The sequence below is a fragment of the Allocoprobacillus halotolerans genome (assembly GCF_024399475.1).
Lineage (GTDB): Bacteria > Bacillota_I > Bacilli_A > Erysipelotrichales > Coprobacillaceae > Allocoprobacillus > Allocoprobacillus halotolerans.
Map to the genome: position 1 here is coordinate 515934 of NZ_CP101620.1, position 14287 is coordinate 530220.

The window sequence follows — 14287 nt, forward strand, 5'->3', positions numbered from 1 at the left end:
TATAAGTAATCGCCTCTTCTTGACGATAATCATCTAATTGTTCAACAATGGATAAGGCTTTTTTTGCATTGTAATGGCCTGATGAATATCTCCCATCTCTTGATATAAAAGACTCAAATTATTATAAAATGCACTGTATAGCTCATCATTTGGCAATAAGTATTGTTGATAAATCTTTTCTGTTTTTTGATATAAGTCTAAAGCTTCTTGATAACGTCCTTGCACACGATAAAATGTTGCGATATTAATATAAGAAGTCGCTCCATCAATAGTTTGTTCCCTACCACTCATAGCAAGAATATTCAAAATTTGTGTTGCAATTTGATTACCCAATTGAAATTGGGAAGTCACACGAAAATAACCAATCATTTCATTCAATAAAAACAAAATAGCTAAGTCATCTTGATATTCCATTGCTGTATTGATTTGTTCTAGTAAAAAAGCATAAGCTTGATCCAATTGATTTGTTGCATACAATTGATCCAATTGTTTTTGTAATTCTGGTATCGTCATATTTTTCTCCTTTAAAAATAAATAGACACAATGTGTCTATTTCGTCAATGCATCTTTCATTCCTTTTAAAACAACTTCTCTGGCTGCAATAGCATCCTTTTTATCTAAAGGTGGAATCCCTTCTAATGGATAATCCATACCCAAATTCTTATATTTCGCAATACCCATTGTATGATATGGTAATACATCCAATGCTTTGACATGTTTTAATGTAGCGATGAATTGTCCTAAACGATATAAGTATTCATCATTTTGTGTAATTGTAGGTACAACCACATGGCGAATCCATATATCAACACCTTTATCATCTACATATTGAGCAAATTTTAAAATCATATCATTAGGCTGTGCTGTTAATTTTTTATGTTCTATTGGATCAATATGTTTAATATCCAACATAATTAAATTAGTTGAAGCCAACAAACGATCTAATTTTTTTAAATAATCAGGATTTTCATGAAATGTAATTCCTGAAGTATCTAAGCATGTATGAATATTTTGTTCACGACATTTTTCAAATAATTCAGTTAAAAAATCCAACTGCATCATAGGTTCACCACCTGTACAAGTGATTCCCCCATTCTTATAAAATTCTTTCTTTGTATTATATTCCTTTAAAATATCCTCAACTGTCATTTGATTGCCAACGTTTGGTTTCCATGTATCTGGATTATGACAATATTGGCAACGCATTGGACACCCTTGAAAGAAAACAACAAAACGAATTCCTGGACCATCGACAGTTCCACAACTTTCTAAAGAATGAATATACCCTTTCATCATCTCACCAACTTTCTTTATTATTTTAACATATTTTCATATAAATATCATTTTATATGTACTATTTTTTATAAAAAAGAAAAGGTGCCTTAAGCACCTTTCAAGTCTCAATTACATTGCTTCGTGGAATGTACGAGAAATAACATCATCTTGTTGTTCTTTTGTTAATTTAACAAAGTTAACAGCATATCCAGAAACACGGATTGTTAATTGTGGATATTTTTCAGGATGTTTTTGAGCATCAAGTAATGTATCTCTGTTTAAAACATTAACATTTAAATGATGTCCTCCTTTTTTAGCATATGCATCTAACATTCCAACTAAATTTTCAACTTGTTGTTCACTTGTAGCCATGATTATATCCTCCTCTAATATTCATCATCATCTTCCATTGGCAAATTTGGAATCTTACAAGCAGTATCACCACTATCGCAATCCATCTTTGACACAACAGAGATTTCTTCCATTTCAATATGAGCATCATCGTTCACTTTCACATTAATATGACCTGAACCACTGCTCATGCGACCATCCAGCATTTTGACTAATTCATCAATTTCTTTTTGAGTAGCCATGTTTACACTTCTTTCTATTCTTCAATATTTCCGTTTTTGATTGATTCGATATCTAAGTCACCAGCGAAAACTTGATCATCTTTTCCTAAAGCACCAGGGATAACAGTGAATGTATTTGAAATACCATCTTGTGCATCTTTGAATGGTAATTTAGCAACTGATGATAATGAAGAAATTGCACCATGAGAATCTCTACCATGCATTGGGTTAGCACCAGGAGCAAATGGTTGACCACCTTTTCTTCCATCAGGTGTATTACCAGTAGCTTTACCATATACAACGTTAGAAGTAATTGTTAAAATTGAAGTTGTAGGAACACTGTCTCTATAAGTATGATGAGAACGTACCATATCCATGAAAGTTTCAACTAACCAAGTTGCGATTTCATCTACTCTGTCATCATCGTTACCATATTTAGGGAAATCTCCTTCTACTTCGTAATCAACAACAACACCATCTTCATCTCTAATACATTTTACTTTAGCATATTTGATAGCTGATAATGAGTCAACAACAACTGATAAACCAGCAATACCAGTAGCAAAGTAACGTTTAACTTCTCTATCATGTAATGCCATTTGAATTCTTTCATAAGCATATTTATCATGCATATAGTGAATGATATTTAATGCATTAACATAAACACCAGCTAACCAAGACATCATATCTACATATTTAGATTTAACATCTTCGTAATCTAAGTAGTCACCTTCAACTGGTCTGTATTTAGGTCCAACTTGTTTCTTAGTTTTTTCATCAATACCACCATTGATAGCGTATAATAAACATTTTGCTAAGTTAGCACGTGCTCCAAAGAATTGCATTTCTTTACCAACTCTCATTGAAGATACACAACATGCAATAGCATAGTCATCACCATGAGTGACTCTCATTAAATCATCATTTTCATATTGAATTGATGAAGTTTCAATTGAAGTTCTTGCACAGAATGCTTTGAAGTTTTCTGGTAAACGAGTTGACCATAATACAGTCATGTTTGGTTCTGGAGCAGTTCCTAAGTTAGATAATGTATGTAAGTATCTAAATGAAGTCTTAGTAACCATATGACGTCCATCAACACCAACACCACCGATAGATTCAGTTACCCAAGTAGGATCTCCTGCGAAAATTGAGTTATATTCAGGAGTTCTTGCGAATTTAACAATTCTTAATTTCATAATGAAATGATCAATAAATTCTTGGATTTGTTCTTCTGTGAATAATCCTTTCTTTAAGTCTCTTTCTACATAGATATCAATGAATGTAGAAGTACGTCCTAAAGACATTGCTGCACCATTTTGTTCTTTAACTGCACCTAAGTATCCAAAATATAACCATTGAATAGCTTCTTGGCAGTTAGTTGCTGGTTTAGAAATATCAAAACCATATTTAGCAGCCATTTCTTTTAATTCACCTAAAGCTCTAATTTGTTCACTTAATTCTTCACGTAATTGGATAACTTTTGAAGTCATTCTTTTTTGAGTTGTAGCAAATTGATTTTTCTTATCTTCAATTAATTTATCAATACCATATAAGGCAACTCTACGATAGTCTCCAATAATACGTCCACGTCCATAACCATCTGGTAAACCAGTGATAACGTGTGAAGAACGACAAGCTCTAATTTCAGGAGTATAAACATCGAAAACCCCTTGGTTATGTGTTTTTCTGTATTCTCTGAAGATATAAGATACTTCAGGATCTACTTTATATCCATTTGTTTCACAAGCTTGTTCAGCAATACGGATACCACCAAATGGTTGTAAAGATCTTTTAAAAGGTTTGTCAGTTTGAACACCAACGATTTTTTCTTTTGATCTATCTAAGTATCCGGCATCATGTGAAGTTAATGTAGATACGATTTTTGTATCCATATCTAAAACTCCACCAGCTTCTCTTTCTTGTTTTGTTAAATCCATAACTTGTGCCCATAAATCTTTTGTGTTTTGAGTAGGACCTGCCAAGAAAGAATCATCACCATCATAAGGTGTGTAGTTTAATTGAATAAAATCTCTTAAATTCACTTCCTTGTTCCATTTCCCTGCCTGAAAACCATCCCAGGCATCATTCCATTTTTCTTTAAATGTCATTTTCTAAACCCCCTGTTTGTTTATTTCTCATTCATTATAGCACTAATATACTATTGAAACAATAAAATAACTTGTTTTTTTTCGCAATTTTCTGCCATAAAATGAGTCGCTGGAACTTGACAACTTCAATATAGCAGATTCTTTTTTAATTACCATTTATATGCTTGAAAAAATCATTTTTTTACTTAAAATTAATAAAAAAGAGATATAGACTATGCTATAAATCTCTTTAAATCAGCCGCAATACTTTCTGATTGTTTTCCAAAAATCATTGCCAGACTCGTCGGCCCTTCAACAATCCCACTTGCCCCTAAAGATTTAATTTTATCGATATCAATAAGTTGCTGATCACCCAAGACAACTGTAACCTTAGAAGCCGTATGACGGACTTCTTTAAGATTTTGTGATCCACCAAGTGCCTCAAGCAATTCTTGAATTGGAAGGGTAGATTGAAACTCCTGATTCAAACGCTTGTTTTTAATTAAATGAACAAAACCTAAATAAAGAAGCACCAAAGCCACAACAATCACTATCGCAATAAAAATATATTCAATATCCATATTTTCACATCCTTTTTTAATTGAAGTATTTCTTTTTTATAGTATACTATAAGAAGATAAAAAAGAAAGGAGCAAAGTCATGGAGCGAATCAAAAAACTCTGTTATGAACAACCCTTGATTTGTATCATTTGTATTTTAGCATGTATCAGCTGTTTTGCAATTTTAAGTGCAACTCCCATGATTTCTAATAAAGTAGGTAATCCCACAACATTATGGTTTAAACAAGCTACGTTTTATGTAATTTCTGCCATTATGGTTTTTATCATATATAAAATAGGAAAAGATCAGATATATGATAAGATTTGGATTATTTATTGGACATTGATGATTTTATTAATTATTCTTGCCATTGAACATTTGATTTATACAAGATTATGGCCTGAACATCATATTATTCCTATTGTCAATACCGTTGGTGGAGCCACTTCATGGTATAATTTACCTTTTTTAGTTTTCAGCCTTCTGAATTTATGAAGATTGCGATTGTCATTGCATTAGCGAGAATCACAAAAGAACATAATGATTATTATTTAATTCATACAACTGAAACAGAAATCAAATATATCTGGAAATGTATGAAAGTTGTCATTCCTCCTGCCCTGCTTGTTTTACTGCAAAATGACACGGGTGTCGTTTTGATTATATTGGTTGGTGCTGCTTTTGTTATATTTTCAAGTGGTTTAAGAAATCAATGGTTTATCTTTGGTTTTAGTTTGGTTGGTGTTATCTTAGCTATTGGTATTTATTTATTTGTTTATCAGCCTGATATTTTTGAAAAACTTTTGAGTTCGCACCAAGTTGATCGTTTTTATGGTTGGCTTGATCCTGAAGGAACATATAATAAGGAAGGATTTCAATTATTTAATTCTTTATTATCCTATGGTAGTGCTGGTTTATTTGGACATGGTTTTCAATCTGTTATTAAAGTTTTTCCTGAAGCACAAACAGACTTTATCTTTGCAGTTATTTTAACAAATTATGGTTTTATTGGTGGTTTGATTACCATTGTCGCTATTATTGCTTTAGATATTATTATTTTAAAAATTGGATTAGACTCTACAAATCAACAAGATAAATTTATGACTATTGGTATTATTGGTATGTTGTTGTTTCAACAAATTTGGAATATGGGAATGATTTTGGGACTCTTACCAATTACGGGAATAACTCTCCCATTTATTTCTTATGGTGGTTCATCTTTACTTTCTTATATGATTGCAATAGCATTATTTATTGATATTAATTCACAAAACAATATTATGAAAAATAGATCTATCATTAGTTAAAACATTTTTTAACTCTGTTGATAAAAACATTATTCTCAATAATAAAAGGATTGGTCGAAAAATCAATCCTTTTTCTACTTTCAATCCTTATCAAAAGAATCAATATATAAGAAATGTTCACATCATATTTTACTTTGATATCTTTACCATAATAAGCATCAATATGATAAATATAGTATTGAAAGTCATTATTTTTTTGTAATAACAATCTTTTGCTTGGTTATAGGATGAATAAAGCCAACCATATAACTATCCAAATCAAAAATTCCCTGACCATCACCATATAAAGAATCTCCCACCAGAGGATGTCCAATAGCTGCCATATGAACACGAATCTGATGGGTTCTTCCTGTTTCTAGTTTCATTCTCATCAAAGTACAATTCTTTTGAGTCTGATAAACTTGATAATGCGTACAAGCCTCTTGCCCACGTTCATCAATGAGACGTTTCATTTGCAACGGTTCTTTATAAATTGGTAAACGAATGGTTCCATTGGTTACAACAACCCCTTGAACATGAGCCTGATATCGACGCTCAATATGTCCCAAATCTTTCATCATACGATCATGGATATAACGATACTTTGCGACAATCATAAGACCACTTGTTTCTTTATCTAAACGATTGACCAAATGAATTGTTGAATCCAAATGAATCTTTTGATAATAAAAAGTCAGTGCATTAGCTAGTGTATAGAGAGGATGTCCTCTTGTAGGAATTGAAGGTAAACCAGCTGGTTTATCAACAACCAATAAATAATCATCTTCATAAACGATTCGAAGAGGAATATCCACTGGTGTCATTTGATTCTTTTCTGGAGGATATTGAATTGTTAAAACTTCTCCTAGTTGTAATAGATAACGAACTGTCTGATGATGACCATTCACCTGTATATCCCCATGCATTTTAATCGCCTTGATAGCTTTTTGACTAATGCCCTGTTCCAATAAAAAATCACCAATGATCATGGACTGCATAATCAGCCATTGCTGTTTCATGAACTTAAATAAGCCCTCTTTAAACGTTTAGTAAAAGGAACATTTTTATATTGGAGAAAACGTGCTGTTTGTGTAGACATCTGAATACAAATACAATCATTATCTTTCAAATCTACCACCAACTGATCAACACCTAAAATAGCACCTTGATAACTTTGTGATTGAAAACGAATCGTATGTGATTTATCTAAGATTAAAGATGAACCTAATGAACGATAAGCATTATGATGAATTCCTGCAATTTCACTTAACTGCATCAATTCAGCTCCAGAATTAATCACTGCCCCACCTAAAGATTTATTATAAGCTGTTGAACCAGAAGCCGTTGAAACACAAAGACCATTCCCTCTAAAAGTTTCAAAACAATCATCATTAATATAAACATCAATAACTTGAGAACGACGATTATTTTCTACACGTACTTCATTTAAAGCCAAATAACGTCCTTCTAAAGAAGTGACTTCTAATAAATGACGTTCATATATATGATACTCACCTTTTTTGATATCCTCTACAAGCTGTTGATATTCATCACGCTGATAATCCGTTAAAAAACCTAATGTTCCAGTATGAATACCAATAAATGCCACTTCATCAAGCTGTTCAATATATTTATGCACACTATATAACATTGTTCCATCACCACCGACACTAATCACAATATCAGGATTTGTTTCATTATATATTAAAAAAGTATTTAACTGTGCTTTTATTTTTTCACTCAATGTAATTGATTCTTGGTCTTGTTTACAGACAATTGCATATGTTTTCATATTTTCACCCACCTATGTATTATATTATATAAAAATTGCATATAAAAGCAATATAAGATAAAATAAGGTGAGGTGATTTTTCATGCTACAACTAGAAATAGAATACAAAATCTTATTAACATCAAAAACATTCCATCAAATCCTTCATGACTATCAACATCATATCACAAAAGATTACATTCAAATCAATGATTACTTGACTCATCCTTTATTATCTCAAAAAAATATATGTTACGCATTCGTACAAAAAACAATCAATATGAACTTACTTTAAAAAGACCCTATCAAAACCATCAACTAGAAACCAATATTCCTTTAACACAAAAAGAAAAAGATTTATTTTTTCAACATCAACTAAAAAATGAAATCACTGATATTTTAGAAAATGAAGGTATTGCGATTAGTGAATTACAACATTTATTTTCACTCACAACACATCGCTATGATATTCTCTTACCTGAAGGTATTTTATCTTTAGATGACAATACTTATTTAGATCAACATGATTATGAAATGGAATTTGAAGTCAATAATGAAAAACAAGGTTTTCAACAGTTTTTGAAAATCATTGAACCTTACCATCTTCAATATAAACATAACTGCCCAAGTAAAGTTACACGTGCCTTTCAAGCCTATCATAAAAACAGTCATCGCTGACTGTTTTTTTCAATTTCATCAAGAAGTTGTTTCACAAATATTTCACTCACAATTTCATAATCACTTTCATGTGGGAAAGGTGCATAGGCAAAACTTACATCATGCATAGCTGTCGTACAATCTTCTAACCAATCTTTACAAGAACTATGGACTTGATGGACATGTGTTTTATCAATAATGTCTAAAACATTATTTTTATTAACACCACTTCCTACCAATATTTCAATCTGTTGACCATATTGTTGTTGGAGTTGACAAAGACAATCCAGTGCATCAATAGCCTGAGGTTTTAAACCACTCGTCAATAAACGATCCACCCCTAAATCAATTAATAATTCAATTGCCTGAAAAGGATCAGCAACGCAATCAAAAGCACGATGAAAAACAGCTTCTTTTTGATAAGCATGAATCATTTGAACAAATTCCTGTGTACGTTTTTGATCAATGTTGCCATGAATATCTAAAAAACCAAATGCTAAACCATCCGCACCGTTTTCCAACATGAGTTTTGCCTCATCCTTCATCACTTCATATTCTTCCTCACTATAACAAAATCCCGCTCCTCTAGAACGTACCATCGCAATAACCTTTAAAGATGTCGTTTGTTTGACTTTGATTAAAGTCGCTAGTGAAGGTGTTAATCCACCTAATGATAAAGCACTATTTAACTCAATACGTGATGCTCCTGCACGAGCAGCTGCTAATGCATCACTATAACTGCCACAACAAATTTCTACTATTGGTTTCATCCTATGTCCTCCTATTTTCTTTTTAAGGGTGCCATGCGTGTTTGCATATAATCATCCAACCATTTTTGACTAGCAGGTTGATAAACACAATGATTTCCCTGACGTTTCACTAAATATACAGTAGGCTGTTGATGGGGTAAACAAACGACAAATGAAAAACCATCAATATTCGTAGCTACACCAAATTCACCTTTACAATTCATCGCAATTACTGATAAATCACCTGCTTGACCACGTCTTTGTTTTAATTTTAAATCCAAATCAAAGACAGCTTTTTCACAAGCCTTTTGAGGATGCATACCCATTTCCATCAATTGAACAATCGTATAAGAAATACATCCTTTCATCAAATCTTCACCCAGTCCTGTTGCTGAAGCCCCACCTATTTGTGAATCGACATAAAAACCTGATCCAATAACTGGTGAATCTCCAATACGCCCTTTTTTCTTCATAAAAAGTCCACTGGTAGATGTTGCAGCAGTCATTTTTCCCGTTTCATCTAAACATACCATTCCAACTGTATCATGCCCAATATAAGGCTTTAATTCTTGCACTGTTTCTTTCATACGATTATGATAATGAATCTTTGCACGTTCAGTCAGCATATTTTTACGTTCAAATCCTTCTTTATGAGCAAACTTTTCTGCCCCTTCACTTACCAGGATACAATTGACTTTTTCATGTGATAAACGTCTGGCAATAGAAATAGGATTAGCGAAATCGCGAATCGCTCCAACAGCCCCAACACTTAAAGTATTCCCATTCATATAAGCGGCATCTAGTTCCACTTCCATGTCTTCATTAGGCAAACCACCATATCCGACAGATTTATAATATGGAAAATCTTCAACCGCTTGAATAGCTTTTTCAATCGCATCACCGGCATCACCTTGATTTTTTAAAATTTCTTCAGCAAGCTCTAAACCTTCCTTTGCCATACGCCAAGTCGCTATAATTCCCCACATCAAACTATTCCTCCTTCCATTTTTTTCATATAACGTTGATTGAATTCTTGTTGTGACATTGGCTTATCATAATAATAACCTTGCCCATAATCACAACCAAAAGATTTCATCAAATCATGATATTCCTTTGTTTCAACACCTTCGACAACCGTTTCAATAGATAAATTCTTAGCTAATTTTACCATTTCTTCTAAAATAATTTTTGCTTTTAAGTTATTTTTTCAAAAATCTCCTGTAAAAATCCTTTATCAAGTTTCAATTCATCAATCTTTAACTTTCCTAAAATATTCAAAGAAGAATAACCACTCCCAAAATCATCCATCGACACACGAAAACCAATTTCATGTAATAAATGTATTTTTTCATTCACTCATCAACATTATCAGCCGCTAAATCCTCTAATATCTCTAAAGTCATGAAATGCGGTGGAATCTGATATTTTTCTACAAGTGCTTTTAAACGTTCCACATAATCCACTTCATAGAAAGATAATTTTGATTGATTCACAGATATACCAATAGGTGTCAAACCATCATTAAGCCATTGACGAATCTGCATGCATGCCTGTTCAAACATATACATATCCAGCTTTTTACAAAAACCACTTTCCTCAAAAAGAGGAATAAATTGGTTAGGATAAAACACCTTTCCATCTTTTAAAATCCAGCGTACTAAAGCCTCACTGCTATGTAATGTTCCATCTTTCATCATGACTTTAGGTTGTAAATATAGTTTAAATTCATGATCTTTTAAAGCTTATTCCATATGGCTTTCAATATAATTATCAATAATTTCCTGTTTATATAATTGATCATCATAAAACCAAATATTTGTCATGACTTTTTCTTTCGCCTTCGCTAAAGCAAACATGACACGAACAACTAAACTATCAAAATAATCCTCTGAAATATCCTTTTTTGTAGAAACAACAACATACTGGACTTTTAAATGATAATTAGAATTAAGTTGATGACAGTATTCAACAATATCATCCATTATCTGTTCCAAACGCATTTTTAAAACTGTTTCTTTTGTTTCAGTCAAGAAAATATAGAACTGATCTGCAGTATCATGGCAAAAAACTCATCTTCCTTTAAATTTTTTTCAATAACCTTTTTGATATAAATCAATAAACGATTGCCTTGATCATGTCCAAAAATCTCATTATAAAACTTAAACTGACGAATATTTAAAACTGCAACACTGCAAGCTTGCCTATTTTTTAGCTTTTCCTTACCATAAGCAGTAAAATACGAAAAATTATAAGCTCCTGTGAGATTATCATAATAAGCAAAATGTGTTAATTCATGATTTGTTTTTAAAGTTACACGATAACCAAATACCAGCAGCACAATCACTAATGCCATAATAATCACAAAAATCATTCCTACAATTTTTTCATTTTAATCAGCAAACAGATTTGAATCTTCTAGCATATTCACACTAAATAAATACCAGTTATTGGTACCAATTGATTTCAACAAAGCCTGATACTGTTCACCACCATATACAAATGAAGAAGTGATATCTTGTTGACTTGCTAGAGAATGAGCGACTTTCTCTAAATCGGAATCATCAAAATAAGGTTGACTAAAAATCGTTGACTGATTAAAAATATCTTTTTTAGAATCCACCAAAATATTCCCTGTCTCACTGATAAGATATGTATAAGTGTTTCCACCTAGAATATCATCACCTTTTCCAATATCTAATAATAAATCAATTCTTTTCGTTGATAGCAAAGCGCCTTCAACTTTTCCATCTTTATAGACAGGTATCCCATAAGCCTAGACAAGACGATGTGAAAAACGACTTCCAAAAATATCTGATATTACTTTTTCCCTAAAAAGGCATCTTCTACAACATCTTGAATCTCTTTTTGAATATCATCTAAAGGCTGATCAACTATTGTCTTGGCATAAAGATTAGCAATAATACCCTGACGGCTTGAATCAAAATACATCATCGTAGCAAAATCATTTTGTTGGTTAGCCATTTCTACAAGCTGTGGAAATTCTTCATCTTCCGCTATCCCATCCATTTGAAAAATGCTTTCAAAAGATTCCAATATCTGGTAATCATTATCTATTTGTTGAACCATACTATCTTCAACAATATTATTGCAATGACACACTCATAAGAAAAAATAACAGCGATGATAGATACAGCAACAATCATTTTTCTTAATATTTTTTCAAAAACATTCTTAGTCATCATCTGCATCCAAACCTCAATATTATTCATATTATAACATTTTTTATATAAATATACACCTTTAACTCTTCATATAAAAAGCCGTTTTTATTTCCTAATAATCTCGAAGCAAAAACGACCTTTCTCTTCCTACTGGCAACCATCATCACATGGGTAATCTTGATAATACTGTTCTTTAATATCAGTAAATTGCGGACAAAAATCACTATGACTACATTCTTGTAAACGACGTAATTCACGAGGAATAAAAGCACGAATTTCTTCAGCATTATACCCAACTTGAAAGCGTCTTTCATCAATAATAATTGGTCTTTTTAAAATAGATGGATTTTTTTGAATGAAATGAATCAATTCATTGATTGACATTTCATCTAAATCTATTTTATTTTCTTTAATAATTTTTGATCTTTTAGAAATAATATCATCAGTTCCATTTTCACTTCTTTCTAGAAGTTCTCTTAACTCAGTTTCACGTAATATTGTAGAAAAAATATTCTTTTCTACATAAGGAATCTGATGCTCTTTTAACCATGCTTTCACTTTACGACATGAAGCACAACTGGGTGCAGTATAAATTCTAATCACGACATCATCACCTCGCCCATCATTATACATCATTTTTATCAATTATGAAATTATTTTTTATGATTCTATTGATTTTGCTTGTTTGACGTTCTATAATACATGTAAAGCGATGAAAGAATGGAGTAGTTATCAACTCATGTTTTAGAAAGCTTGTGGGTGATGCAAACAAGCCTTGAATGATAATGAATTGGGATTCTGGAGCTAAAAGTGGCATCAGTCATTTTTCGTTTGTTGCGTTAAAACAAGAGTGCATATCTTATGATATGAATAAAGGTGGTATCGCGTATTCTACGTCCTTTTTTAAGGACGTTTTTTATTTTTATGGAGGTGTAATGATGAAAAGAATGTTAAGTGGAATTAAACCAACAGGACGTGTGACTTTAGGAAACTATATTGGAGCTATTAAACCATTTGTTTCTTATCAGGATGAATATGAAATGTATATTTTTATTGCGAATCTTCATTCTATGACAGTTTATCAAAAACCAGCAGATTTACGTAAAAATACCAGAGATTTAATTGCTTTATATATTGCAGCAGGATTAGATCCTGAAAAAGTCACTTTATTTTTGCAATCAGATGTTTTAGAACATGCTCAACTTGGTTGGTATTTAGGTTGTATGGTTTCTATGGGTGAACTTTCTCGTATGACACAATACAAAGATAAAAAAGCAAAAAATGAAGTGATCGGCGGGGGATTTTTAATTATCCATCATTGATGAATGCTGATATTTTGATGTATGATCCTGATTATGTACCAGTTGGAGAAGATCAAAAACAACATGTAGAATTATGCCGTGATATTGCAGAAAGATTTAATTCTCGTTATAGTGAAACATTTAAAATTCCTGAACCACTCGTTACAAAAGTAGGTGGACGTATTATGGATTTACAAAATCCAACGAAAAAAATGTCTAAATCTGATGAAGTTGGTAAAGGAACTATTTATATCTTAGATGATATTCAAGTTTCTAAAAAGAAAATCAAATCAGCTATAACTGATAGTGATGGACATATTCACTATGACCCAGAAAACAAACCGGGTATTTCTAACTTATTAGAAATCTATTCTATTCTCGCTAATCGTTCTATTGAAGAGTTAGAAACTCAATACGATGGAAAAGGTTATGGAGAATTTAAAAATGACTTGGCTGAAGTTTTAGGTGAAGAACTTGAAAAAATTCAGGCTCGTTATCAAGAAATTACAAGCGGTTCTTATTTAGATGATATTTTAGAACAAGGTGCTCAAAAAGCCAGAGTCATTGCTCGTAAAAAATTAGCGAAAGTGGAAAGAAAAATCGGTATTACAATTAAGAAAAGATAAGCAAACTTGTTGTGAGTTTGCTTATCTTTTTTGTACCAGCTCTTTATATAATAATTCATGTAAGGATGTATATCCTTTTTCTATCTTATGTTTTAAAGTGAGATATTTTTCACTAGGATTTTCTCCTTCAATATGCAATTGTTGACAAATTTCTAAAAAAGCATCATATCTCACGACAAAGATTTCATCTATCACTTCTTCTAAGCACATCTTTTTT

21 protein-coding genes, 2 pseudogenes and 1 other annotated feature are annotated in these 14287 nt (G+C 31.8%); of the genes and pseudogenes, 4 read left to right on the forward strand and 19 right to left on the reverse strand.

The features are described from left to right. Positions 1 to 33 precede the first annotated feature (33 nt). The 6 genes from NMU03_RS03180 to NMU03_RS03205 all read right to left on the reverse strand — a co-directional run bounded on the left by NMU03_RS03180 (position 34) and on the right by NMU03_RS03205 (position 4518). Positions 34 to 513: a tetratricopeptide repeat protein gene (locus tag NMU03_RS03180; RefSeq protein ID WP_290141228.1), complete on the reverse strand. Its 480-nt coding sequence runs from the start codon at positions 511 to 513 to the stop codon at positions 34 to 36. Positions 514 to 549: 36 nt separating this feature from the next. Then, positions 550 to 1293 (reverse strand): pyruvate formate-lyase-activating protein, encoded by a 744-nt coding sequence (gene pflA / locus NMU03_RS03185; protein WP_290141230.1) that lies wholly within the window; start codon positions 1291 to 1293, stop codon positions 550 to 552. Between the two features lie 111 nt (positions 1294 to 1404). Further along, positions 1405 to 1647: an autonomous glycyl radical cofactor GrcA3 gene (gene grcA3 / locus NMU03_RS03190; RefSeq protein ID WP_290141232.1), complete on the reverse strand. Its 243-nt coding sequence runs from the start codon at positions 1645 to 1647 to the stop codon at positions 1405 to 1407. 14 nt (positions 1648 to 1661) lie between these two features. Further along, positions 1662 to 1868, reverse strand: a complete 207-nt coding sequence (locus NMU03_RS03195) for a hypothetical protein (RefSeq protein ID WP_290141234.1) — start codon at positions 1866 to 1868, stop codon at positions 1662 to 1664. A 14-nt stretch (positions 1869 to 1882) separates the two neighbouring features. Continuing rightward, complete coding sequence (gene pflB, locus NMU03_RS03200) at positions 1883 to 3958, reverse strand: formate C-acetyltransferase (RefSeq protein WP_290141235.1); 2076 nt, start codon at positions 3956 to 3958, stop codon at positions 1883 to 1885. 212 nt (positions 3959 to 4170) lie between these two features. Beyond that, a complete protein-coding gene (locus tag NMU03_RS03205) occupies positions 4171 to 4518 on the reverse strand; it encodes a PTS sugar transporter subunit IIB (protein ID WP_290141237.1) in 348 nt (115 codons plus the stop codon). A 79-nt stretch (positions 4519 to 4597) separates the two neighbouring features. On the opposite strand from NMU03_RS03205, the gene NMU03_RS03210 reads away from it, so the two are divergent. Beyond that, positions 4598 to 4993 carry a hypothetical protein gene (locus NMU03_RS03210; protein WP_290141239.1) on the forward strand — a complete coding sequence of 132 codons (396 nt, stop codon included), beginning with the start codon at positions 4598 to 4600 and terminating at the stop codon, positions 4991 to 4993. Beyond that, complete coding sequence (locus NMU03_RS03215) at positions 4990 to 5805, forward strand: FtsW/RodA/SpoVE family cell cycle protein (RefSeq protein ID WP_290141240.1); 816 nt, start codon at positions 4990 to 4992, stop codon at positions 5803 to 5805. Before NMU03_RS03210 ends, NMU03_RS03215 begins: the two co-directional genes overlap by 4 nt. Positions 5806 to 5993: 188 nt before the next feature. Here the strand turns inward: NMU03_RS03215 and NMU03_RS03220 are convergent, their stop codons facing one another. Continuing rightward, positions 5994 to 6803: an RluA family pseudouridine synthase gene (locus tag NMU03_RS03220; protein ID WP_290141242.1), complete on the reverse strand. Its 810-nt coding sequence runs from the start codon at positions 6801 to 6803 to the stop codon at positions 5994 to 5996. After that, a complete protein-coding gene (locus NMU03_RS03225) occupies positions 6800 to 7576 on the reverse strand; it encodes an NAD kinase (protein ID WP_290141244.1) in 777 nt (258 codons plus the stop codon). Before NMU03_RS03225 ends, NMU03_RS03220 begins: the two co-directional genes overlap by 4 nt. A 228-nt stretch (positions 7577 to 7804) precedes the next feature. Here NMU03_RS03225 and NMU03_RS03230 point away from each other — a divergent pair, with 228 nt between their 5' ends. Beyond that, positions 7805 to 8233, forward strand: coding sequence for a CYTH domain-containing protein (locus NMU03_RS03230; RefSeq protein WP_290141245.1), 429 nt, complete (start codon positions 7805 to 7807; stop codon positions 8231 to 8233). Here NMU03_RS03230 and NMU03_RS03235 read toward each other — a convergent pair. The 10 genes and pseudogenes from NMU03_RS03235 to spx form a co-directional block, all read right to left on the reverse strand. After that, positions 8224 to 8982, reverse strand: coding sequence for a copper homeostasis protein CutC (locus NMU03_RS03235; RefSeq protein ID WP_290141246.1), 759 nt, complete (start codon positions 8980 to 8982; stop codon positions 8224 to 8226). The two genes, NMU03_RS03230 and NMU03_RS03235, sit on opposite strands and share 10 nt — an antisense overlap. A gap of 11 nt (positions 8983 to 8993) precedes the next feature. Beyond that, on the reverse strand, positions 8994 to 9947 hold the full coding sequence (locus NMU03_RS03240) for a glycosylasparaginase (protein ID WP_290141247.1): 954 nt from the start codon (positions 9945 to 9947) through the stop codon (positions 8994 to 8996). Beyond that, entirely contained in the window at positions 9947 to 10147 is a 201-nt protein-coding gene (locus NMU03_RS03245; RefSeq protein WP_353956675.1) for an EAL domain-containing protein, read from the reverse strand. Before NMU03_RS03245 ends, NMU03_RS03240 begins: the two co-directional genes overlap by 1 nt. An 8-nt stretch (positions 10148 to 10155) precedes the next feature. Further along, on the reverse strand, positions 10156 to 10317 hold the full coding sequence (locus NMU03_RS03250; RefSeq protein WP_290141248.1) for an EAL domain-containing protein: 162 nt from the start codon (positions 10315 to 10317) through the stop codon (positions 10156 to 10158). Continuing rightward, a pseudogene (locus NMU03_RS03255) lies at positions 10314 to 10691 on the reverse strand (EAL domain-containing protein); the annotation flags it as partial. The gene NMU03_RS03250 and the pseudogene NMU03_RS03255, both read right to left, overlap by 4 nt. Before the next feature lie 12 nt (positions 10692 to 10703). Next, positions 10704 to 10991 carry a hypothetical protein gene (locus NMU03_RS03260; protein WP_290141250.1) on the reverse strand — a complete coding sequence of 96 codons (288 nt, stop codon included), beginning with the start codon at positions 10989 to 10991 and terminating at the stop codon, positions 10704 to 10706. Beyond that, positions 10988 to 11332 carry a GGDEF domain-containing protein gene (locus NMU03_RS03265; RefSeq protein WP_290141252.1) on the reverse strand — a complete coding sequence of 115 codons (345 nt, stop codon included), beginning with the start codon at positions 11330 to 11332 and terminating at the stop codon, positions 10988 to 10990. Before NMU03_RS03265 ends, NMU03_RS03260 begins: the two co-directional genes overlap by 4 nt. An 18-nt stretch (positions 11333 to 11350) precedes the next feature. Then, positions 11351 to 11689, reverse strand: coding sequence for a PDC sensor domain-containing protein (locus NMU03_RS03270; RefSeq protein ID WP_290141254.1), 339 nt, complete (start codon positions 11687 to 11689; stop codon positions 11351 to 11353). 89 nt (positions 11690 to 11778) lie between these two features. Beyond that, positions 11779 to 12048 (reverse strand): hypothetical protein, encoded by a 270-nt coding sequence (locus NMU03_RS03275; RefSeq protein ID WP_290141256.1) that lies wholly within the window; start codon positions 12046 to 12048, stop codon positions 11779 to 11781. 242 nt (positions 12049 to 12290) lie between these two features. Next, on the reverse strand, positions 12291 to 12746 hold the full coding sequence (spx, locus tag NMU03_RS03280; RefSeq protein WP_290141258.1) for a transcriptional regulator Spx: 456 nt from the start codon (positions 12744 to 12746) through the stop codon (positions 12291 to 12293). Positions 12747 to 12846: 100 nt separating this feature from the next. Continuing rightward, positions 12847 to 13047: a binding site (T-box leader), on the forward strand. 34 nt (positions 13048 to 13081) lie between these two features. Here spx and trpS point away from each other — a divergent pair. After that, positions 13082 to 14070: pseudogene (gene trpS / locus NMU03_RS03285) on the forward strand (tryptophan--tRNA ligase). A gap of 21 nt (positions 14071 to 14091) precedes the next feature. Here the strand turns inward: trpS and NMU03_RS03290 are convergent. Next, positions 14092 to 14280, reverse strand: a complete 189-nt coding sequence (locus tag NMU03_RS03290) for a hypothetical protein (RefSeq protein ID WP_290141260.1) — start codon at positions 14278 to 14280, stop codon at positions 14092 to 14094. Positions 14281 to 14287: the final 7 nt, after the last annotated feature.

Excerpts from the sequence above, each read along its gene's own strand:
- grcA3 (WP_290141232.1), bottom strand. The coding sequence starts at position 1,647 with ATGGCTACAAGTGAACAACAAGTTGAAAATTTAGTTGGAATGTTAGAT.
- pflA (WP_290141230.1), bottom strand. The coding sequence starts at position 1,293 with ATGAAAGGGTATATTCATTCTTTAGAAAGTTGTGGAACTGTCGATGGT.
- NMU03_RS03180 (WP_290141228.1), bottom strand. The coding sequence starts at position 513 with ATGACGATACCAGAATTACAAAAACAATTGGATCAATTGTATGCAACA.
- NMU03_RS03265 (WP_290141252.1), bottom strand. The coding sequence starts at position 11,332 with ATGATTTTTGTGATTATTATGGCATTAGTGATTGTGCTGCTGGTATTT.
- pflB (WP_290141235.1), bottom strand. The coding sequence starts at position 3,958 with ATGACATTTAAAGAAAAATGGAATGATGCCTGGGATGGTTTTCAGGCA.
- NMU03_RS03205 (WP_290141237.1), bottom strand. The coding sequence starts at position 4,518 with ATGGATATTGAATATATTTTTATTGCGATAGTGATTGTTGTGGCTTTG.
- NMU03_RS03290 (WP_290141260.1), bottom strand. The coding sequence starts at position 14,280 with ATGTGCTTAGAAGAAGTGATAGATGAAATCTTTGTCGTGAGATATGAT.
- NMU03_RS03210 (WP_290141239.1), top strand. The coding sequence starts at position 4,598 with ATGGAGCGAATCAAAAAACTCTGTTATGAACAACCCTTGATTTGTATC.
- NMU03_RS03225 (WP_290141244.1), bottom strand. The coding sequence starts at position 7,576 with ATGAAAACATATGCAATTGTCTGTAAACAAGACCAAGAATCAATTACA.
- NMU03_RS03195 (WP_290141234.1), bottom strand. The coding sequence starts at position 1,868 with ATGGCTACTCAAAAAGAAATTGATGAATTAGTCAAAATGCTGGATGGT.
- NMU03_RS03230 (WP_290141245.1), top strand. The coding sequence starts at position 7,805 with ATGTTACGCATTCGTACAAAAAACAATCAATATGAACTTACTTTAAAA.
- NMU03_RS03275 (WP_290141256.1), bottom strand. The coding sequence starts at position 12,048 with ATGGTTCAACAAATAGATAATGATTACCAGATATTGGAATCTTTTGAA.
- NMU03_RS03235 (WP_290141246.1), bottom strand. The coding sequence starts at position 8,982 with ATGAAACCAATAGTAGAAATTTGTTGTGGCAGTTATAGTGATGCATTA.
- NMU03_RS03220 (WP_290141242.1), bottom strand. The coding sequence starts at position 6,803 with ATGAAACAGCAATGGCTGATTATGCAGTCCATGATCATTGGTGATTTT.
- NMU03_RS03240 (WP_290141247.1), bottom strand. The coding sequence starts at position 9,947 with ATGTGGGGAATTATAGCGACTTGGCGTATGGCAAAGGAAGGTTTAGAG.
- NMU03_RS03215 (WP_290141240.1), top strand. The coding sequence starts at position 4,990 with ATGAAGATTGCGATTGTCATTGCATTAGCGAGAATCACAAAAGAACAT.